Annotated in this window: 11 protein-coding genes and 6 pseudogenes; 10 read left to right on the forward strand and 7 right to left on the reverse strand. The window is 31.6% G+C overall.

What is annotated here, in order from left to right; translation table 11 throughout:
• Positions 1-334: 334 nt before the first annotated feature.
• The 3 genes and pseudogenes from JFT95_RS28515 to JFT95_RS30070 form a co-directional block, all read left to right on the forward strand.
• Positions 335-1,081, forward strand: a complete 747-nt coding sequence (locus tag JFT95_RS28515; protein WP_151304186.1) for a zeta toxin family protein — start codon at positions 335-337, stop codon at positions 1,079-1,081.
• A gap of 107 nt (positions 1,082-1,188) precedes the next feature.
• Complete coding sequence (locus JFT95_RS28520) at positions 1,189-1,329, forward strand: hypothetical protein (protein WP_201053970.1); 141 nt, start codon at positions 1,189-1,191, stop codon at positions 1,327-1,329.
• Between the two features lie 317 nt (positions 1,330-1,646).
• Positions 1,647-1,936, forward strand: a pseudogene (locus tag JFT95_RS30070) (HNH endonuclease); the annotation flags it as partial.
• Positions 1,937-2,277: 341 nt separating this feature from the next.
• On the opposite strand, the pseudogene JFT95_RS28530 reads toward JFT95_RS30070, so the two are convergent.
• Positions 2,278-2,505: pseudogene (locus JFT95_RS28530) on the reverse strand (IS4 family transposase); the annotation flags it as partial.
• Between the two features lie 56 nt (positions 2,506-2,561).
• Positions 2,562-3,131, reverse strand: a complete 570-nt coding sequence (locus JFT95_RS28535; RefSeq protein ID WP_002016934.1) for a TetR/AcrR family transcriptional regulator — start codon at positions 3,129-3,131, stop codon at positions 2,562-2,564.
• 401 nt (positions 3,132-3,532) lie between these two features.
• Here JFT95_RS28535 and asnB point away from each other — a divergent pair, with 401 nt between their 5' ends.
• The gene (gene asnB / locus JFT95_RS28540; protein WP_201053971.1) at positions 3,533-5,356 is read left to right on the forward strand and encodes an asparagine synthase (glutamine-hydrolyzing); all 1,824 of its coding nucleotides are present in this window, start codon (positions 3,533-3,535) and stop codon (positions 5,354-5,356) included.
• A 358-nt stretch (positions 5,357-5,714) separates the two neighbouring features.
• Here asnB and JFT95_RS28545 read toward each other — a convergent pair whose 3' ends face one another.
• Entirely contained in the window at positions 5,715-6,422 is a 708-nt protein-coding gene (locus JFT95_RS28545; protein ID WP_201053972.1) for an IS6 family transposase, read from the reverse strand.
• A 347-nt stretch (positions 6,423-6,769) separates the two neighbouring features.
• Here JFT95_RS28545 and JFT95_RS28550 point away from each other — a divergent pair, with 347 nt between their 5' ends.
• The 3 genes and pseudogenes from JFT95_RS28550 to JFT95_RS28560 form a co-directional block, all read left to right on the forward strand.
• Entirely contained in the window at positions 6,770-7,042 is a 273-nt protein-coding gene (locus tag JFT95_RS28550) for a hypothetical protein (RefSeq protein ID WP_000850455.1), read from the forward strand.
• Between the two features lie 508 nt (positions 7,043-7,550).
• Positions 7,551-8,705: an HNH endonuclease gene (locus JFT95_RS28555; RefSeq protein WP_201053973.1), complete on the forward strand. Its 1,155-nt coding sequence runs from the start codon at positions 7,551-7,553 to the stop codon at positions 8,703-8,705.
• Positions 8,706-9,168: 463 nt separating this feature from the next.
• Positions 9,169-9,360, forward strand: a pseudogene (locus JFT95_RS28560) (tyrosine-type recombinase/integrase); the annotation flags it as partial.
• A 103-nt stretch (positions 9,361-9,463) separates the two neighbouring features.
• Here JFT95_RS28560 and JFT95_RS28565 read toward each other — a convergent pair.
• Positions 9,464-9,823, reverse strand: coding sequence for a helix-turn-helix domain-containing protein (locus tag JFT95_RS28565; protein ID WP_201053975.1), 360 nt, complete (start codon positions 9,821-9,823; stop codon positions 9,464-9,466).
• A 164-nt stretch (positions 9,824-9,987) separates the two neighbouring features.
• On the opposite strand from JFT95_RS28565, the gene JFT95_RS28570 reads away from it, so the two are divergent.
• A complete protein-coding gene (locus JFT95_RS28570) occupies positions 9,988-10,185 on the forward strand; it encodes a helix-turn-helix transcriptional regulator (protein WP_201053977.1) in 198 nt (65 codons plus the stop codon).
• 97 nt (positions 10,186-10,282) lie between these two features.
• Positions 10,283-10,693, forward strand: a complete 411-nt coding sequence (locus JFT95_RS28575) for a hypothetical protein (RefSeq protein ID WP_201053978.1) — start codon at positions 10,283-10,285, stop codon at positions 10,691-10,693.
• A gap of 309 nt (positions 10,694-11,002) precedes the next feature.
• On the opposite strand, the gene JFT95_RS28580 is transcribed toward JFT95_RS28575, so the two are convergent.
• The 3 genes and pseudogenes from JFT95_RS28580 to JFT95_RS28590 form a co-directional block, all read right to left on the reverse strand.
• Positions 11,003-11,647: a GNAT family N-acetyltransferase gene (locus tag JFT95_RS28580; protein ID WP_201053979.1), complete on the reverse strand. Its 645-nt coding sequence runs from the start codon at positions 11,645-11,647 to the stop codon at positions 11,003-11,005.
• Positions 11,648-11,750: 103 nt separating this feature from the next.
• A pseudogene (locus tag JFT95_RS28585) lies at positions 11,751-13,402 on the reverse strand (pyridoxal phosphate-dependent decarboxylase family protein).
• 291 nt (positions 13,403-13,693) lie between these two features.
• Positions 13,694-14,041: pseudogene (locus JFT95_RS28590) on the reverse strand (aldo/keto reductase); the annotation flags it as partial.
• Between the two features lie 366 nt (positions 14,042-14,407).
• Between JFT95_RS28590 and JFT95_RS28595 the strand changes: the two are divergent.
• A pseudogene (locus tag JFT95_RS28595) lies at positions 14,408-22,005 on the forward strand (non-ribosomal peptide synthetase).
• Positions 22,006-22,115 lie beyond the last annotated feature (110 nt).

A 22,115-nucleotide genomic window follows, 5' to 3' on the forward strand; every position in this document is an offset into this window, starting at 1 on the left:
TCTTGTTTCAATTTTGAAAGGGCTTCTTTGAGCCGATTAGTGTATATAGCTTATTTTGCTATGCACAATTAATCGACTTAAAGGAGTCCTTTTTTGTTTGTTTAAGTGGATATATAGAGTAGGTATTAAGTTAGAGAGAAATATGATTGTTTAGAAGGAATGTGTAATGATGAATTGAAAAATATAGCATCTAACTAAAAGAGCTATATGGAATCATAGTAAGAATGATCTCAAGTAGAGACGAGAAATCAAAGTTATAAGTACAGGGTTAGAGTAAGTACTCTAACTTTTGAAGGGAACCTAATAATTCATTTATAGAAGAGGAGAAGACGAATTGAGAACAACCCGAGAAAGATACGTAAACAATGGGGAGTATGTAATAGAACGTAAGGATCTACATAAAGAGATTATTGAATCATTTTTAAATGAACATTCACAGCAAGAAAAAGAACCTGAAGCCATATTACTTGGTGGTGGTTCTGCTGCTGGAAAAAGCTCAATTGGAGAGTTAGTAAGTAAGGGGTATAAACGTAAGAAGAAACATATGATTTGGATAGATTCTGATAAGATCAAAGAAAAAATACCAGAATATCAACAATTAATGGAATCAGGGGACACAGAACTAATAAAACAAGCAGCCTTTTTGGTTCATGATGAAAGCAGTGATATTACCATGGAACTTTTAAAAATCTGTATGAAGAGAAAAATAAACTTTATGTATGATGGTACAATGAAAAATGTAGAGAAATATAAAAAATTGATTCAACAATTAAGACAAGCTGAATTCAGTATTAATGCAATCATTGTAGATGTTCCAATAAAGGTTGCTTTAGAACGATCAATCATGCGTTTTAAACTAACAGGAAGATTGGTTCCGGAACATATTATTGAAGAAAGCCATATGAAAGTAGCAACTACATTTTGTAAAATTAAAGATTTGATAGATTGTTATAGCTTATATGATAATACGGGTCAGCAACCAGAAATTTTTGCTTTTAAAGAATCAAAACAAGCAAAAGAAATTATTGTTGATGAATCTCGAAATAATCAATTTAACGAAAAATCAGCTCTTGTTTTTTAGGGAACATACATTTAATAAATTTTATAAAATGATAAATAGATTTAATTTCTATAATCTCCTGACAACTTATAATATTATTGATATAATAAGTATAGGAGGCGATATGAATGGAATTTAAAGAACTTATGAAGTATATAGAAGAAAACAAAGAAGAGCATTTTCATGATTTAATCGCTAAAAATGAACGGGAAATGGAAAAAAAGAAGAAGAGAAATAAAGAATTTGAAGCAGAGGAGTTGACCTTTTAGGTCAACTCTTTTGTTTGCATAAATGAGTATTTAGTTAAAACTCTCCATTTATCACAAAAATCAATAATAGCGCATGTGCTGATTTTGTAGATATTTGTGTGATATGTACTTTATTGTAAAACTACTATATTATTTTTACATGTTAACATCATTGTATGTGGGATTTAATTTATGAGAAGAAAATCGTATGAAATAAAAAATGTATAATTAATTATTAGTAAAAACTTAAATAGGTTATTTGCTAATCGTAGGAGAGTTTTTTAGTATTAAATTAAATAGAAATCAGTGTAGTAAATATACGCTTTAGGAGAGAATATATGAACCATTTTATTGTTATGCAGGGACATACTTATCAAGAAGAAAAGGAATTAGGAATTATTTGGTCACCAAAAAAAGATAGAGGTGGTAATGTACCACATTCATGGAAAAGAATGATGGATGTAAAAAAAGAGATCGAATCTTTCATTATGTAAAAGGGAATATTGTAGCGGTTAGTATTGCTGAAGAAGAGTGTAAGGAATCGAATAAACCATCGATTATGAAAAGTCATGATCAATGGAATGATGAAGGCTATCTGGTGTCTGTGAACTACTCGCCACTTAGCAAAGCTTGAAGTGGGAGCTTCTCAGTTCCACGACGAAAGTACCCTTTCGTCTCCCTGAGCGTTACTTCGGGGTGTTCCACCCCTAGATGTCCAACGCTTGGACGCTCTTTTGGTACGGTTGATATTTTACGCAGGAACCGAATGGCTTGGTTTTCGCACTCTATTTTCTTCCTGCAACCTCATATATCAAGTTATCAAAGAACTTCATATAGCTAGTTTATCAAAAGTTTTTGGCTATGCCAAACCGAAATTCATCTCCCACCTACCGTTGGGCTACGCCCTTCACACGCTTGAGGAAGGAGAATTCTTTCGGGGAATTAGTTAAATTAAAATCATATTGGCTAACGTAAAGAATACCAATCATTTACTTCTCCTATCAGCACAAGTAAATGATTGGTATTTCTCATTAATATTGCTAAAACTGAACTACGAGCAGAATACTTTATTTCATTCTTTTTTCCCTTACAGTTTGATCTTGTAATCGCTGTTGTTCTTTTATCAGTCATTCCTACATAAGCGTTGGATATTTTGCAGGTTTGTCCAGACTGAAAAGAGCTTATTAAACCATCCATTATTCACGTTCTTCTTCATATATTTGTACCGCAATTTTTTTTGTATGTGGTTAAAACTAGTTTTTAAGAAGCATATGTTTTAGCAACTGCAGAAATTCTTTATCACTTTTATCATCTTTTATGTAATCCTGTTCGTAGTTAAAAATCATTCGTACTAACATAAAAGCTGTAAGTGGTAATGGTACCTTATGCAAAGCTCCTTGCTGATAACCTTTTTCGAGCAAATTACTTATCATTTTAATTGCTTCTTCTTCAGACTTTTTAAAACAAGCTGTAATTTCAGGTGAATGGTACTCTTTATATTCTTGAAAGAGTGTAGAAACAAACGGATCTTGATGATATTCTAGGCTGATATAATGAAGGATTTTTTGTATTCGAAGTAAAACATCTTTTTCCTCTTTATATAAATCAAATAATTGTGAACGTATAAGCTGAATATGACGCATATAGCAGTCACATAATATTTCAGTTTTATCTGTATAGTAATAATAAATAGTACCTTTACCAACTTTAGCTTTCTTTGCAATTTCATCAACCGTTGTGTTACGGACACCACCCATAGAGAACAGTATTGTGGCAGATTGAATGATTTTCATTTTTTTATTTTCTTTTTCTAATTTGATCATTGTCTACACCCTATCCTTGAAATATTTAGCGAAGTTTTCTTGCATTACATTCTGTATCAGTCCATTTGTAATTTTTTAACTCCTAATAGAAAGTCCTCTATTTGCTTCTTATAGAATAACATACACCATTCTCATTTCTAGTATATAACTATAATAGAATGCAACTTTATAACTTAGGATAAAAATGAAAGTTTAAGGTAATAACTTTTTAATCAGACGATGAGAATTCAAGTGAAAGGGGACAGTGATTTCTTTCTTGATTGAATTATTTGATTTTTTATTTAATTCGTTTTATTATATAAACATGACTAAAAGATGTTTTTAGTCGGATTTTTTTACGGAAAACCGACTGATATTTAATTTTAGTCGGTTTCTATACTATTTGAGAGAAGGTAGACACTATGTGTGGAATTGCAGGGTGGATAGACTGGTCTAAAGACCTGTCTCATGAACAAGAAACGTTAAAAAAAATGACAGATGCTATCACTCACCGAGGGCCTGATGCAGAGGGGCATTGGCTTTCAAAACGAGCAGCATTAGGTCATCGACGTCTCATCGTCATTGATCCTGAAGGTGGCCTTCAACCTATGCTATATAAAGATGGAAATGATACGATTGGCCTTACGTTCAATGGAGAAATTTATAACTATCAAGAATTACGTAAAGAACTTGAGGGGAAAGGTCATGAATTTCAGACAAAGTCTGATACAGAGGTATTACTACATGCTTATTTAGAATGGCAAGAAGATTGTGTTCAACACTTAAATGGGATTTTTGCTTTTGGTATTTGGGATGAAAGATTTGGGAAATTGATGCTTGGTCGTGATCATCTAGGTGTGAAGCCTTTATTTTTCGCTCAAAGAGGAAGCGCAATTCTCTTTGGTTCAGAGTTAAAAGTTTTGCTTTCGCATCCGCTTGTAAATGCAGAAGTAGATAAAGAAGGACTTTCTGAGGTATTTTGTCTTGGACCAACACGTACTCCTGGTCATGCGATTTTTAAGGATATACATGAAGTACGTGCGGGTCATTATATGACGTTTACCTCTAATGGTTCAAATACGACACAGTATTGGAAACTTGAAAGTAAAAAACATATAGATGATATTGATACGACAGTGGAGACAATCCACTCCATTTTACAAGATACTGTTAAACGCCAGTTAATTGCTGATAGACCAGTGGTATCTATGCTTTCCGGAGGTTTAGATTCAAGTGGTCTAACAGGTTTAGCAGGAAACGAATTTGGGAATAAAGGGGAACGTCTTCATACATATTCCTTGAATTTCATCAATGATGAAAAAGACTTTGAGCAAGACTTCCTTCGTTTTGATCGTGATGAACCTTGGGTGAAACGTGTGGCTGAATATGTAGGAACAAAGCATCACTCTATAGAGTTAGGATCAGATAGTTTAATAGAGCATTTATTAATTCCAATGCGAGCGCGTGATCTACCTGGAGTTGGAGAACTAGAAACATCACTTTATTTGCTATTTAAGGAAATGAAAAAAGACGCAACAGTTGCACTTTCAGGCGAATCCGCAGATGAAGTGTTCTCAGGATATCCATGGTTCCATCAAGAGAAGTTTTTAGATGCAGAGATATTCCCTTGGAGTGTTAATTTATGGTATAGTACAGAAATTTTATCAGAGGATTTTAAAGAAAAGATTAGCCCTGAAAAATATCAAAAACAAAAATTTGAAGATGCGGTTGCTGAGGTTCCTTTTTTAGAAGGTGAAAGTGATCTGCAAATGAAGCAACGTCAAATGTCTTACATGTTTATTACACGTTTCTTGCCATTTATGCTAGAACGAAAAGATCGTACAAGTATGATGAATGGCTTTGAAGTACGAGTTCCATTTTGCGATTACCGGCTTGTAGAATACTTATGGAATGTTCCATTCGAAATGAAAAGCATAGACAATATTGAAAAAGGTATTTTACGTCGAGCTTTTGAAAATGTACTTCCAGAGGATGTACTTTATCGCAAAAAAAGTGCATATCCAAGCACAAAGGATGCTTCTTATCTACAAGGTATTAGTGATTGGATGTTACATGTGTTGAACGATCCTCAATCACCTATTTTACCATTAATAAATGTAGAAAGAGTTCGTGCTATTGCAGAAGGAAAAGACAAAGTAATTTCTGGTAATGATGCACGAGGTATAATAGATTATTTACTTCAAGTTAATAGTTGGCTTCAGGAATATAATATTAAATTAGTATGATAAATGTAATCTTCGAATAAAGAGGATAGATGAATCCTCAATGACCTAAGTGAACCGCATCTCCAATGTATTAGATAGTTATCTAACATTTGGAGATGCGGTTTTATTATCTTGATTTGCAATAACGCTAATCAGTTAGTAAATTAGAATCAAATAAGGAACATAGAAAGAACTAGGGGAAATAATGTGAATTGGAGGTACCCCACCTCCATTAACTTAAGGGATATTTTCAAACAAAATGTGGTCTTTCCATATTAAAATCATACCTTCTAAAATTTTATGATAGTCAGAAAAAACGGTTCTGGTGCAAAAAGATGATAAATAAAAAAGAATCAAGGATTCCTAACGGAATCATCTGTTAAGCAGTTAATCCAAACAGCTGGTTGATAAAAATATTCTGATTTTGGACAGAATGGTCCTGCAAATCAATTTGTTCTTTTTTGACCATATGCATGGCTTCAACGCCACTCAATATAGAGGCTGATGTTTTGTATGATTTAAATCCCAACATAGAGCGTATACGCTTTTTAATAAAACGATGATCTTGTTCTACTATGTTATTTAAATATTTTATCCTTCGGATTTTGGTGCCTATTGGTATCCTTTTTTCTTTCTTCAACTGTTCGATAGCAATTGGATAAGCAGGGTTCTTATCAACCGTGATGATACGAGGTTTTGAGACATGAAAAGACCGCAAGGCTTTCTTGAAGAATCGCTTTGCAGCCTTATGATTTCTAGATTTACTCAAATAAAAGTCAATCGTGTTTCCTTCAGAATCAACAGCACGATATAAATACATCCATTGTCCTTTTACTTTTATATATGTTTCGTCCACTCTCCATGAGTTATTCGTTTGTTTGAGATGACGTCGAATTCGTTTATCAAACTCCGGTCCATATTGATGTACCCATCGCATAATAGTTGTATGAGCCAGGAATAACCCTCGTTCCTCCATCATTTCCACCAAATCACGAAAGCTTAAGTTGTACCGTAGGTACCAACGTACAGTTAACAAGATGATGTCTGGTTGATAATGTTTCCACTTAAATAAATTCTCCTTTTCCATACTGATCACACACCTTTTATAGAGTAGTACTATCAGTATTTCCAAGTTTGATAGACCATTTTCATCTACTTCAAAGTTTTTGCACCAGAACCAGAGAAAGGTTAAAGAAGGCATGGATGCTGAGCGAAAGAAACTTGACAATAGAAGGACAGGGTTCTAAGAGGTTTTAAACCTTGTTGATAATAAGAATCAATTAACATCAGAAGTTGATAAGCTAGGAATAGATGTTGAGGCTAAGAAAGTCGAGATTAATATGATTTACATTCTACTAAAAAACAATTAAACTGTATAAATAAATTAATTAATTAATTAATTAATTAGTAACAGACACAAAAAGGAGAATTATCGTGAAAACAAAAAAATGGACAATTTGGGGAATTATCTTTTACATTCATTCAGCAGTATTACTTTTCTTAGGGTTCGATAGACTCGGAGGATATCAAAATTCTGAAACATATACCGATTCGAATAAATATGCCTACGTAGGCGGAGATGCGTATAATTATATTATCAATACAAATGTACTTACAGGTTTCTTTGTACTTAGTGCGTCATTCTTTGTAGCAGGTACGATGTTAATAGCAACTGGTTCAATTCTAAGAGCTATCAAGGAAAAGTAAGTGAAGAACAAATACTTGAACCGTCAATAACACTATATAATTAAAAATAGACTTCCTTAGGAGGTCTTTTTTTATCTTTACTTTTGTTTCTACGAAGCAGGACATGAATTACGGGATAGTACAGATTCAACTCTCTGCTCATTATATGGAGAAGAATGGAGTCTCTAGAATGGTTTGCTAAAGGGGCTAAGCTAAGAGTGTTTTTAATAAAATCAATATTTTATTAGCACTTGATATGCAATTTAAATGTAACGTTTTTTGTAACCTGATTTTAATAAAATAAAATGTTCCTGTTATTCGCTTATTTATCGTTATATCATACTTATTAGATTTGGATTCGAAAGTATCAGTAAAACATTATAAAAACGGATCAAACCCTTGGTATCATTGAGTTTGTATCTTAGTAATAATATTATGATAGTATATGAATTGAGATAAGTCTCGCTCTTCTATTTAAACCTTAAAGACTTATTTGATTCTAAATATAATCAAGAACAGGAGAATGATGATGAATCTAAATAGTATGGTTAATTCAGCCTTAAAAGAAATAAGTAAACATTCATGGGCTTTAAAATCAAATAATATTGCTATGAAAAAAATGGATAAATCCTCTTTTATTAATAATGAAACAGGTATTCCTATTGATATAAGGTCTTTTTTTGAGATAGATGTAATGAAGGAAAATAGCAATTTTCAAATAACTCTAGAGTTTATGAAACAAGACTATCTTGCTAGGATTAGAAAGGGGTTGGGAGAAAAAGCTAGGACAAAATTATTATGGCCTAGTAAACTAACCGAGTATGTTCAAATGAAGTATCCTAATATATATGAAGAATTTAGAAAGGATAATAAAGTTGAGGATAACGTACCGTATATGATTTTTAAAAAGATAGATAAGAAATACTATAAGGTTTCTTTTTCTACAAGTTTGGAAGAATATGAAGGAATAGGTTCTGTTCAAGTTACTTCAACTTCAAAGTTAGAACCTGTTAAAAGAAATCGAGAGTATAGTTCTTATGGAGAGGAAATAAGAGATTCTGTTGTATATGAGTACTTATTCAATGCGAAAAGTCACCGCTGGATTGATGAAAATATCCTTGGTTTAGATTCGAAGGAGAGCAAAGGTTATCAAGCTATGGGTATTCTACATCATATTGGGATAAAGAATGACCATAAAGGAATCTTTGAAGGAATAAATATTTCTGATGCTCTGTCTCTGTTACAAAAAGAAATGGAAGATTTTAATCCTATTAAGGATGTTCTAATACGATTGAGTGAAGAAGCTATAACAATAACTCTTGATACACATGTGGATGAAGAAGATGATTTTCCTGAAGGGAAAGAAAAGTTTAGATTACACAGATATAGAGAACGTAATAATAAATTAGTTAAACAAGCTAAGGAACGCTTTATCCAAGTACACGGGAGGCTTTATTGTGAGGCGTGCGGAATGGACTTTGAACAAGTTTATGGTGATAGAGGAAAGAATTTCATAGAGGCACATCATAGAAAACCGATATCTGAAATGAAAAATGACGAAACGACTAAAATTGAAGATCTAGCAATGCTTTGCCCTAATTGTCATAGTATGATTCATCGTAAACCACTGGTTACTGTTGAAGAGCTGAGGGTTTTAATTCAATCGAAATGGAAATTTATATAAACAGATTAAAAAATATACAATGTAACACATAATGATATGAATAAGTCCTTAATATGATGTTTTATCGTAAAGGAATAGGTGAAAGTTATGCTGCACGTGAAGTTTGATTTTTAAAAAGGTGTGATATTACACCTATATATAATAAAGGTACTTAAATTTGGAATTTATATCAGGAGAAGTTATTCATTTAAGATAATGAATTAATGTGAATTTTGTTTAAGAAAACTGTGAATTGGATGGAGCAACGTGTTTTGATGAGTTATATAATCTCATATTTAGACACGAAGATACATAATCGAGAAGAGGAGCCGATATTCTCAGAGTACTCTTATGGAGATGGTGAGAAAAATGGGAGGATATTTAAAGCTAAAGTTTCAAAGGAAGGCTTCCTTTTTTATAAAAGTATAGAAAATATCCTCTGTATTACCGCATTTTACAAAAATGAAAAAAAACGGATGTTTATAAAGCGGCCGCCGTTCCTAAGGTTCGCTTTCATGATTTACGTCATACCCATGCAACGTTACTACAAGAGGAGGATGTGAATATTAAGATTATTCCTGAGAGATTAGGACATAATAACATTAAAATCACATTAAATACATACTCGCGTGTGCTGCGAACAATGCCAGAGGATGCATTCAACAAAATTGAGTAGATCTTGTAAGTAATGTGACCAATTCTGTGAACATTGGTGTTATAAAGTATGAAAGTAATCAAATAAACCTCCACCCTATCAAGGTGGAGGCCTTTTAGCTAATTTAGTTTTTCTTTTGTATTAAAAACTCCCAAAACTTCTTTAATTCCTCCTGCTTTTGAGGAGAGGCACTTTTAATAGCTTTAAACCACTGTTCTAATTCTGTATCAGTTACCTCAATATTATCTCTTGTAATGAATCCTATTTCTTCTAATAAGGATTTTGTGCTTATATTCATGGCGTTTGCTATTTTTTCTATTACTAATAGTGTTGGTTCTACCGGTTTTCCAGTTCTGGAATCTACGCCTTTTTCAAGTTTGTCTATATAAGTATGACTAACATCACATTTTTGAGCAAAATCGCGCAAGGATAGCTTATTTGTTAAACGATAATTTTTAATAATTTCACCAAGAGTTTTCTTCATGTGTAATCCTCCTAGTACAATTGTAAACAATAATTTACAAAAAGAAACAAAAATATAGAAAAAACTTGTAAAACATTGTTGACGATAAAGTAAACTATGGTTTACAATAGTTTTGTAATCAAATGAATACAAGAATGAATACAAGAATGAAGGGGATTAGATAAATGAATAAGATAGCTGAGTTGAGGAAAGAAAAACTAATGTCACAAGAAACATTAGCAGTACTTGTGGGGCTATCCCGCACCTATATTTCCGAAATAGAGAATAATAAAAAACAACCTAACGTCAAGTTAGCTATAAAAATAGCAGAAAGTCTGGGAACAAATGTAGAATCTATTTTTGGACCCCGTTGTAAACTATAGTTTACGAAAGGGGGGTATAGAATTTAATTACCATATATATCGGTTTTGTCATATAACCCAATTAATAGTAAAAAATACAGAAGAGGAAGTGTTCAATATGAACATGAAAACATTTGAAATGCGTGAAAAACGCTTAGCAGAACTATTAGGTGCAAAAGTACTATGGGAGTTTATAAGTGCTGTCACAGAGGAAATTGAAAAACAAGAATTAGAGACGACACCAGGTTTATTAGAAGATCTATTCGTACATGTGAAAGAAACCATTCAAATTCAAAATATGAATCAACGCTTAACAAAAGCCCCTGTAAAAACAGAGGCTGATGATATAAATAAAGATACATTATTTATGGAAGCATATGTAGAATTAATCAATCATAAGTTTGTTATTTCTGAATTAGCTGTAGAGCTTTCATCTGTTCTAAAAGAATTAAATTGTTTTGTTCAATCATCTTTGCCACTGCTTCAAAGTGAGCTTGATTCTCAAGAACCTCAATCTGCTTCTCTTTAGGGAGTGATTGAAGTATTTCTTTTATTTCTTTACACTCGTATATGTTATTCTCCGAGTCTTCAATTAATTTATTGCGTCGATTGGTGTATTCAAGTGCACCTAAAGTTGCTAATGCGCGAGGAGCTAATCCTAGAATTTCCATGTATTCCTCTCCTTTCCTCTACAATAATTCGATAGGGGAAAGGAGATTCCTTTAATGATTTGGTAAAATTGTGAAAGGTGACACTTATGTTAACTTGAATATCTTTTACTAACTTATTTTGTATAAAAAATAGCTGCACTCAAGTATAGCTAGTCTTCTTCACCAATTTATATGGCCTCGATGACAAATTGAGATTGAGGTATATAAAGTAATTGGGCTGCTAAGGAAGTTGTTGTATTAGCAAATGGATATGCTTCCTTATAAAGAAATTTACTATACACGATTTCATTCATTTCAAAGGTCGTATACAGTTTTTTAAGGATTTTTTGAGAAATTTTATTTGTACAAGCAGCAATAAAATCAAAATCTTTTTTACTTATCTCTTGAATGGCATGTGAAAGAAGGGTGGTGATTATCCCACTCCCCATCCAATCTGGATGACAAGCGCCCATATCTAGATAGACCAATTTTTCTTTATCTAAATGAGAAAACTCAATAGATTCTGTCTCTAATGTATCTAAAAGTTGAAAAATAGGTTCCATTTGTGGGCATAGTTCAGTCGCTTTATCTGTATCTATTAGTGGCTGGGTTACTTTTTTTGTTAAAAGAACCCCAACAATTTGAAAATTCTCTATTGCTACAAATGACATGGCTTGAGATACAGCTTGTTTCATCATTTCTTCGCACATTTTGTGAAAAGAAGCAAAAGGAATTTGTAAACTGCTTACAAGAGGTTCATTATTCACAAAAGAATGTGCAAGTAAATGTGCTGCATCTTTCACGTGGTGTGTATCAAGTAGCTCTATATTCATATGTTTTTCCTCTTTCCTGATATAGTGAATAGTAATTAAAAGGATTAAAAATTTTATTTAATTTAGTTAAGTTTAACTATTAAAGCGCTAACAAAAATGGTTATTAAACATATGAATAAATTTGTTTAGTAGCAATCGAAATATGTTTATAAAGAAATTCTACGATCTCATCTATACATTCAACAGTTGTATATGGAGAGATAGAAAAGAATTTTAATGTAGAAATCGGATTTCTATCATAACTGTTTATTACATCTACTACACAAGAACGAGTTGTATCACCAAAAAATACTTGATCGCGATTTTTTCCTAGGTAATTAAATAGTTCTATATTTAATCGGTTTGTATCCTCAATCTCTTCTTTTGTTGCAAGGCCTATTCGTTCTTTTTCCCAATTTTCTTGGCCATCTCCATTCATATAGAAACGGAAAGTTGTAATTGGTCCATATGTAAAATCATTTGTGATTGCGACTTGAGGTAGAGCTTCACGCAACTTCTCTCTAAATAATAGATTTACACGAACATAATTTGCTAATAATTTTTGATATCCTTCAATTCCAAAGGCTAATAGATTGATATACATGGGAATAGCGCTACCAGCTCGTGAACATTCTAAGGTATAGCCTGTATGATAACTTCCATATGACCTATTGCCTAGATATGGTGTGTCATCTTGTTCAATGTCCATCAGTTGTAAATCAGTATGATTTTTTACGATTAATATACTTGAAGCATAAGGTGTTTGTCCTAATTTATGAAAATCAAAACATACACTATCAGCAAGGGACATATATTGCATTTTATCTTGTACGTATTGTAAGGCATTTTTCACATTAGGTTCAAATGAGAGTAAATTTTCTTCAAAACTATAATTATTAAAGAAACTATAGAATCCGCCCATTGCAGAATCAGCATGGATATAAATAGGTTTTAATTTATATTTTTTTTGTATTGCTTCAGCGCTCTCTTTAATTTTTTTATATCATCAATGGTAAATGTATCTGTTGACCCCATAGTAGCTAGAATATAAAGGGGGATACCTCCATTTTTAATAACTTGTATCATTTTAGCCTCTAAATCATCTATATCCATAGAATTTGTATAGGGATCAGTTTTCACTTTTATTAAGTGATTTGACCCTATGCCAGTTGCTTCAGCTGACTTTAATAAACTATAATGTGCATTTTCAGAAGCAAAGCAATAAACATTTTGTGGAGCACCATGTTCTTTTGCAGATGGGAATTGTTTAGAAATTGCTAAGCGCAAGCTCGAAAACACGCATCCTTGTCCACCCCATGTTGTATAGCCACCGCTGTTATGTGGATTATAACCTATCAGTTTTGAAAGCATGGATACAACTTTTACTTCTGCTTCTGCTGCCCCTGGACCATATACATCCCAAACACCATTACCATTTAAAAGGGACATGGTTAGTATACCCAATAGTGATGGAATACTTGGTAGTGGTACAGCGTTAGACAAGTAGTATTTATTTGGATAAGGATGGCCATTCATAAATTGGTTTAGCTCTTCTATAACCTCAGACATAGTGATTCCAGATAGTGGTATATGACTTTGGTGAATTAAGCCATTGTAGTATCCTTCTGATTTTTCCTCACATTTACCTAAAGTAGCTCGCTCTTCATTTTTTAATTGGTCAAGATTTTTAATTATTTTCTGCATAGATTCTAATAAAAGTTGTTGTTTTTCTTCATTTCCGTCAACGCTCGGAAATAGTTTTAAAATATCTTGCATGCAGTCACTTCTCCTTGTGAAAATCTGGATTTTTATTTTAATTGGTTAAACAAAAGAGTATAATAATTTGTAATTATCCTTTCAAATATTTAGAAATGAGGAGATATTTAGAAAAAAATGTAATTCCATAGAAAATTATATGAACTATGGAATTTAAAGTAAAGAAAAATTTTTTGATTGATTTTAAAAAAAGTAATTGTGAGATAATGAAGTTTCTAAAAATATATCTGAATTAATTGTTTATTTAATTTGTATGTTGTCTAACATGTATTCAACTAGTGTAGTAGATATTTTAAGCCGTAGTAAACTAGCCTCAAACGCATCAATAATCTTTTGAGGATCTCCAAAAACTGCTGGTTGATTTTGGTCATAATGATGACCGATTAATCCACCCTTTGTAGAAAGAATGATATCCTGCCTACGTTTATTTATGGCTTTTGCAACGAGTGTTTCACTATGACCTAGTCCATAAACATCAGCAGTGTCAATTAAATTAACTCCTAGGTCAATTGCTTTATTGATTGCATCAATGGATTCATTATCTTTTACTGCGCCCCATTCATCCCCACCAATCGCCCAAGAACCAAATCCTATCTCTGAAACTATTAATCCCGTGTTACCTAATAATCTATATTCCATTATGTACGGACTCCTCCTATTCAGTTTATATTATTAGAAATATATATAGTGACCTGTTGGAATATCCTTGAATTTATTTTCGGGGTATAAATTAGAGTGTATATTTTAATAAATAAATATAAGATTACTTTATAAAAAGAAATTGGAATTATTAGTATAATGATTTTTTATGCTTAAATTGAATAAAAGTATGAACTTTCATGGTATAAATATGAATTTTATTCATAATTTTAATAACTATGCAATAAGTGAAATAAATGTTGAATTTAGTCGAAAAAAATACATTTACAAATCGTAGAATATGTACATATAGTTGTAACTGTAAATATTATCCGTTTTGAAATATTTATAAAAGGAGAAATTCATATGAAGGAAATACAAAAGCAATATGAAATTGTAGAAGAATTGGATGCAACAGTAGGGCAAGAAGCATTATGGATAGCTCATCAAATGGAATTAGAAAATGGAATGAACAATGAAGCTACCATAATAAAGCTAAAAGGAAATCTTCAAATAGATACTTTTAAGAAAGCGCTTACTTTGATAGTGCAATCTCATCCGGCGCTACGTACACTATTTATTAAGAGGGACGAAAAAATTAAACAATTCATTCAAAAAAGTATAGATTTTGATATACCAATTAAGGATTTAACTGCTTTTAAAAACACAGAACAAAAATTTATTTTTAAAAAATTCTTAGACTCTATAGTGAATGAGAAATTTAATTTAGAAGAAGGGCCTTTGTTTAAATTCCACATCATTAAATTGTGTGAAGATGAATTTATTTTACATATGATTTTTCATCACATTATTTATGATGGATGTAGTTTAGGAATTTTTATCCAACAATTGTCTCATATCTATTGTGAATTACTTCAAGAAAATACGGGTTTAGTATCAGAATCTCCTTATAAGAGCCTTGTAGAATTTGAGGAAGGTTTTATTGACCGTGCAATATATAGAGAAGGATCATCCTATTGGAAAGATTATTTACAAGGTGAATTACCTCCTACAGAGTTTCCTGCTACTATTAATAAAATGAATGAACCGATATATACGAATGAAAATATAAGTAAGAATATTGATGCCGATCTATTTTATCAAATACAATGTTTTGCTAAAAGAAATAACATAAGTGTCTATCGGGTTATGTTAAGTACTTATTGTGCCTTGCTTCATCAAATGACAAACGCTGAAGAAATTATTGTAGGTATTCCAATTAATACTAGACCACACACGGAAGAAGGGAATGCTTTTGGTTATTTTGTTAATACATTACCTATACGTATAACAATAGAAAAGGGGGATACATTTAAGGTAATACTTAACAAGGTGAATAAATCTGTTCATTTGGCTATTAAGTATAAACATAATCCATATTCACATATAGTAAAAGATTTAAATCTAAATAATAATACACATCATAATATGATATATTCAACAGCATTTAATACGGTAAGGATACCTCAATTGAAAATTCCAGATATTGAGTCCACAGTTTTAACAGATTGTAAAAGAGTAAATCCTTTTAACATGACCTGGAGAATAATGAGATATGAAGGGGAAACAGAGAATAAAATTGAGGTTGACTATAATTCAGCGTTATATAAACCAGAGAGTATTAGTGATTTAGTTGAAAGATATATATATTTGTTACAAAAACTAATGAAGAATGTAAATGAGCCTATCCATTCATTGGATTTACTTTTAAAAAAGGATCATCGTTTATACAAAGATATAAACTCAAATACTCTTGCATATCCTAATTCAAAAACACTAGATCAATTAATCGATCTACAAGCATTAAAATCGCCAAATCAAAAAGCGATTTCAATGGGGGATAAATCGATTACCTATTATGACTTGCAGCAAAGGTCAAATCAAATTGCGAATTATTTACGTGAAAATGATATAAAAAAGGGACAGCGTGTAAGTATTACTATGGTGAGAGAGATTGATACAATTGTGTGGATTCTAGGCATACTAAAATCAGGTGGAGTTTATGTACCAATCGATCCAAAGTTTCCTGAAAAAAGAATAGAATATATATTAAAAGATAGTGAAAGTCAAATGATTATTACAAAGAAAGAATTCAGGGGATTAATTGAAAGTTTTGCGATTCATACAATTTATCTAGAGGATTTTCATTACGCTAATTCTATAGAAAATATTGTACCTACACATACCATAGAAGATACAGCGTATATTATCTACACGTCAGGTTCGACAGGTTTACCAAAAGGAGTAGGTGTACCACATAAAGGAGTAATTAATTTATCATATTCATTAATGAATCAATTTAATTTAGACAAAAATGATGTATTTTTACAATTTGCAACGATGATTTTTGATGCCTCCATTATGGAAATATTTCCGATTTTGTTATGCGGAGGGAGAATGCATTTAATTTCTGAAATCGAAAAACGTTCTGCAGAGGAATTTATAAATGTAATTAAAAAGAATGGTATTACATATGTTCTTTTACCAACTGCATTTTTTAAATTAATAGCTGATATGCCAAAAGAAATGTTACTTACATTAAATTCTTTAAAATGTGTATTTGTGGGAGGGGAAACCCTACCTGCTGAATCAGTTCGTAAATGGCAAAGTAAATTAGGATTAAAGATTCCAGTTCTTAACGCATATGGTCCTACTGAAGCTACTGTATGTACAACCATTTATGAAGTAAATCATGAGATAAAAGAAGAAAGTTCTAATATCCCAATAGGTAACCCAATTGCTAATAGTAAAGTTTTCGTGGTCAGTCCGTTCAACACGTTATGTCCGTCAGGAGTAGTAGGTGAGTTATTCATTGGTGGTGATGGGGTTGCCAAAGGATATATAAATCAAAAGGAAAAAACAGAAGAGGCATTTATTTCTTTCGAAGAATCCTATAATCTCAATAAAAAAATGTATCGCACTGGGGATTTAGTACGTCTTTTACCAAGTGGGAACTTAGAATTTATCGGAAGGAAAGATAATCAAGTAAAACTACGTGGGTATCGAATTGAGCTTGATGAAATTGAAAGAGCATTATTTAAACACCCAGAGGTAAAAGATGCAGTAGTAGTAACTTATCAAAATGACAAAATCGCTAGCTTTTATTTATCAAAAGACAATACAGAGATAAAACAAGAGGACTTAAAAACATTCTTAAGTGAAAGTTTACCAGATTTTATGACTCCAAATTATGTATTTCACCTTAAAACATTTCCATTATCACCAAGTGGTAAGATTGATAGAAAAAATTAGAATTACAAATCCCATCTTTACTTGAAAATATGAAGAATCAATATGTACCACCAATAAGTGAAACAGAAAAAAGGTTGGTAAAAACATGGTCAGAGATTTTAAATTTAGGGAAATATAGAATCAGCAGAGATGATGACTTTTTTAAACTTGGGGGACATTCATTAATTGCTGTGCAAGTGTTAAATCAAATTCAAAAAGAGTTTCATTTGAAAATAGAAATTAGAGATATTTTTGAGCATACAACAATTGCTAGTCTATCTGCTTACATTGATAAATTAATGGAAGTAAATACGGATAGAGAAGAACATGATATGCAAGTATTAAAGGTTGCAGATAAGGAATGTTATAAGTTATCCAGTGCTCAAAAAAGAATCTGGTTTTTAAATAAGTATAACGCTATTAATAGAGTATATGATACACAACTACACATAAATATTGAGCCAAGTTTAAAAAAGAATATTTTACAAGACGCCATAAGATTTTTAGTTGAACGACACGAGATGCTACGAACAGTGTTTATTGAAAAAAACGGGGAGCCTAGACAGGTCATATTAAAATCAATATCTATTGACCTTATTCACGATGATATTGAACACATAACTAAAAAGGAACAACAAGAATATATACGTAGAACAATAAATCAAACGGATCATACACCATTTGATTTGGAAAATGGACCACTTTTCCGGATTAGAATTTTTAATCTTGATAAGAAAAGATCCTATTTATATATCAATTTACACCATATTATTACCGATGAGTGGAGTGTAAGGAATTTATTAGATGAATTAATGAAGGTATATAATGCCTTTGCTAATCGAAGAAATCCCGAGTTACCAACTATTCCTAATCGATATGTGGATTATGTTGAGTGGGAACAGAAGCAGCTAAAATTAGGCCGGTGGGATACAGAAAAATCTTATTGGATGACCGAGCTTGCAGCGCCTCTTCCCCTACTAAATCTTCCGTTAGATTTTAGTAGGGATCGTCAAAGTACAAATAAAGGTAAAGTCTTTGAAATGAAGTTAGATAATAAAATGAAAGAGTCTTTGAAACAAGTATGTGAACAAGAGAATGTGTCTATGTATATGCTATTTTTGGCAGCATATATACAATTGTTACACTATCTAACGGATCAAAAAGATATTATTGTAGGTACACCGGTTGCTGGAAGGAATTATCAGGAATTTGAACAAATACAAGGATTTTTTGTAAATACTTTAGCTATTAGAACACAATTAAATGATGTGAAAAATTTAAAACAACTAGTACAAGTCGTTAAAGAAAAATGTTTGAATTCTTTCCAAAACCAATCGTACCCATTTGATAAAGTAATTGAGCAAATAAATCCTGATAGAAGTTTTGGAAATAACCCTATCTTTTCTACAATGTTTAGCTATCAGAAAGATATTTTGCAACAGCATGATGCGTACAAGCTTCAATTGTTACCTAATAAACAAGATGTTAGTAAGTTTGACATTTCTTTAGCTGTTGAAGAAGGATCGGATTATGTAGAGATTTCATTTGAGTATAATATTAATCTTTTCAAGGAAGAGTCAATTAATAGGTTTACTCAAAATTTACTTAATATACTGGACGCATTTATTCATCAAAGAACAGTGGCACATGAGAATCTTTCATTCCTATCACTGGAAGAGGAATCTCTATATAGAAAGGTAAATCATACAGAAAGACCGTATCCTTATTTTCAAAATATACAGGAGCAATTCTATAAGCAAGTAGAAAGACAATCAAATAGGATTGCTATAGCGACTGAAACAGAGTCTTTAACATATAGACAATTAAATATGAATTCTAATCAAGTAGCTCAACATTTACTCGAAAAAGGTATAAAAACAGGTGACAAAGTAGCCATATTTTTAGATAGAAGTATCAATAGTATTGTCTCTATGATTGGAATATTAAAAGCTGGCGCTGCCTATATACCAATCGATGTAAAATACCCCGAGGATAGAATTAATTATATAGTAAGTGACAGCGAGGCATGTAGAATTATAACGAATTACAAATACAAAAATCATTTGAATTCAAGTAATTATAACGTTTCAATAATAGAGGATATATATCGTACGACAATAAATGATGATGTTAAAATTTTAAATAAACCAGATGACTTGGCATATGTAATTTATACTTCAGGGTCAACAGGCAAACCAAAAGGTACATTATTAACTCATAAAGGAGTATTAAATTTAGCTGAATGGAGAAATGAAGTATTTCATATTTCCCCAAATGATAAAGTAACACAGTTTTATTCCCATAGTTTTGATTCTTCTGTATCGGAAATTTTTTCTACCTTGTTAAATGGGGCGGAACTATATTTATTAAGTGATGAACAGCGCTATTCAACTGTAGCATATGCTCAAGCTATCCAATAAATACAAGCAACTATTTCTGACGTGCCAACAGTATTTTTTAATGAATTATCGACTTCATTGACTAAATTGGATAGTGATAAGATACGTTCTTTAAGATTTATGATAATGGGAGGGGAAGCTGCATCCACAAATGCTATTAGGAGTTGGCAAAATACTTTTAAAAACCAAGTGCAACTGGTAAATGAGTATGGACCTACTGAAGCAACTGTTTCAGCGATGTATTATTTCATACCAGACTTAGAATGCGAAAATAATATTTTAGGTAGTATACCGATTGGTATTCCAATTTCTAATACAAAGGTTCATATTTTGAACTCATATATGCAACATTGTCCGGTAGGGGGCATGGGCGAATTATATATTGAGAGTTTAGGATTGGCCCAAGGGTATTGGAAACAGGAAGAGAAAACAAAACAGGCATTTATTTCAAATCCATTTTCAGAAGATAATAGTAAAAGGTTATACCGAACAGGTTATTTAGCAAAGTGGTTACCAAATGGAAATATAGAATTTATGGGAAGAAAAGATAAGCAGGTTAAGATTAGAGGACATAGAATTGAATTAGGGGAAATAGAAGATGCCATATTACAATTTGAGGGGATAAGTCAGGCTGTGGTAACACAAACGAAAGATGGAATGCTATTGCAAGCTTACTATAAAACAGTGGACGGTATAGAAATAGAGAAAAATAAGTTAGCAATACATTTATCAAATGTATTGCCAGAATATATGATTCCTAAATATTACTCTCATGTGTTAGAAATACCAATAACGGCTAATGGGAAAATTGATTTCGAAAAACTGCCAGAAATAGAGTTTGATAATGAGAAAAAGGATGATTGTATACTTAAGCCCCAAACTAAAGTGCAAAAAAACATTGCAAAAGTATGGTCTGAAGTTTTAAACATAAAATCTATTGGCTTAAAAGATGATTTCTTTAATTTAGGTGGGCATTCTTTAAAAGTTATGCCGGCATTAGTTAAATTAAAACCGTTATATCCTAACTTGAAAATTCAAGACTTCTTTAAGTATAGAACAATAGAAAAATTAGCCTCTCATATTGAAGAGATGGAAAATATGTCGTTAAAGAAAGAGAAAAATATTAATGTAGCATGTATTGAAAATGAAACGAAAACGAATCCGGTTTATAAAAGAACTAAATTAGAAGAATGTGAGTTAGATATGGTGAATTATCCAAAAGCAGTTTTCCTTACAGGAGCAACAGGATATTTAGGCGCACATATTTTAGAACAATTATTACAGTTGCCATCTACGACTATTTACTGTTTAGTAAGAAAAAATGAAAATCAAGTAATTGATGAAAAGTTAAAAGAAAGAATGAGATTTTATTTTGGTAAAGAAATTCTTCAAAAGTTGGAGGAGAGAGTAGAATTAATTGAAGGAGATTTATCTTTGATAAATCTAGGTCTTGATCCACAGAAAGTGGATCATTTAAAGAGTAACGTAGAGTCAATAATACATTGTGGTGGAGAAGTTAGACACTATGGAGAACGTGAGCATTTTCAAAAGGTAAATGTTCAGTCTACAAAATACTTATTGGAATTAGCTAAGAATACAAATGCACGCTTTCATTATATATCGACTTTAAGTGTGGTAGGACAGGCTGAAAGCGATCCAAAAGAATTTAAATTCTTTGAGTCTAATTTTGATAGAGGACAAAATTTAGATAATGTGTACTTAGAAAGTAAGTTTCAAGGTGAAAAAATGGTCAGGGAGGCAATGGAAAAAGGAGTTCGTGCTACTATATACCGTGTGGGGAATTTAGTGGGTAACTCTAAAACGGGTAAATTTCAATTCAATATTAATGAAAACGCCTTTTATAGATTATTGAAAGGGATATGCTTATCTAACATAGCACCTGAAATCAATACGTATGTAGATTTAACGCCTGTGGACTATGGAAGTTTAGCCATTACTGAACTATCTTATAAGGCCAACACAGTAAATAAAACCATGCATATTTGTAATCCAACTCAGCTTAAATGGGACCAATTTATTAATTGTTTACAAGTTTTTGGATACGATATCATGTTAATGAAGCAAGAAAAGTATATAGAGAAGTTTTTTAATACTAATCTAACTACTGATGAACAGAAAGCTTTAGAGCTCATAATGCCTTTATTAGAATCTGTAGAAGAGCTATCAGTAGCTATACCATCTTGTTTGTATACGCAAGGATATTTGAAGAATGTACATTGCTTAGAACCAAATCAAGAGTATATCAATTTGTTATTAAATTATGCCATGAGTATCGAGTTTTTACCAACCATTAAAGAACCAATATTGTTATAGAATATACTATCGATTTTGAACAGATTGATCTATAAATATGAAGTTTTGAATGTTCGTTTACTTCCGCTTATTGTTTTGAAAATGAAGAAAATCAAAGAGGTTATCTTATT

The sequence above is a fragment of the Bacillus sp. TH17 genome (genome assembly GCF_016651125.1).
GTDB lineage: Bacteria > Bacillota > Bacilli > Bacillales > Bacillaceae_G > Bacillus_A > Bacillus_A mycoides.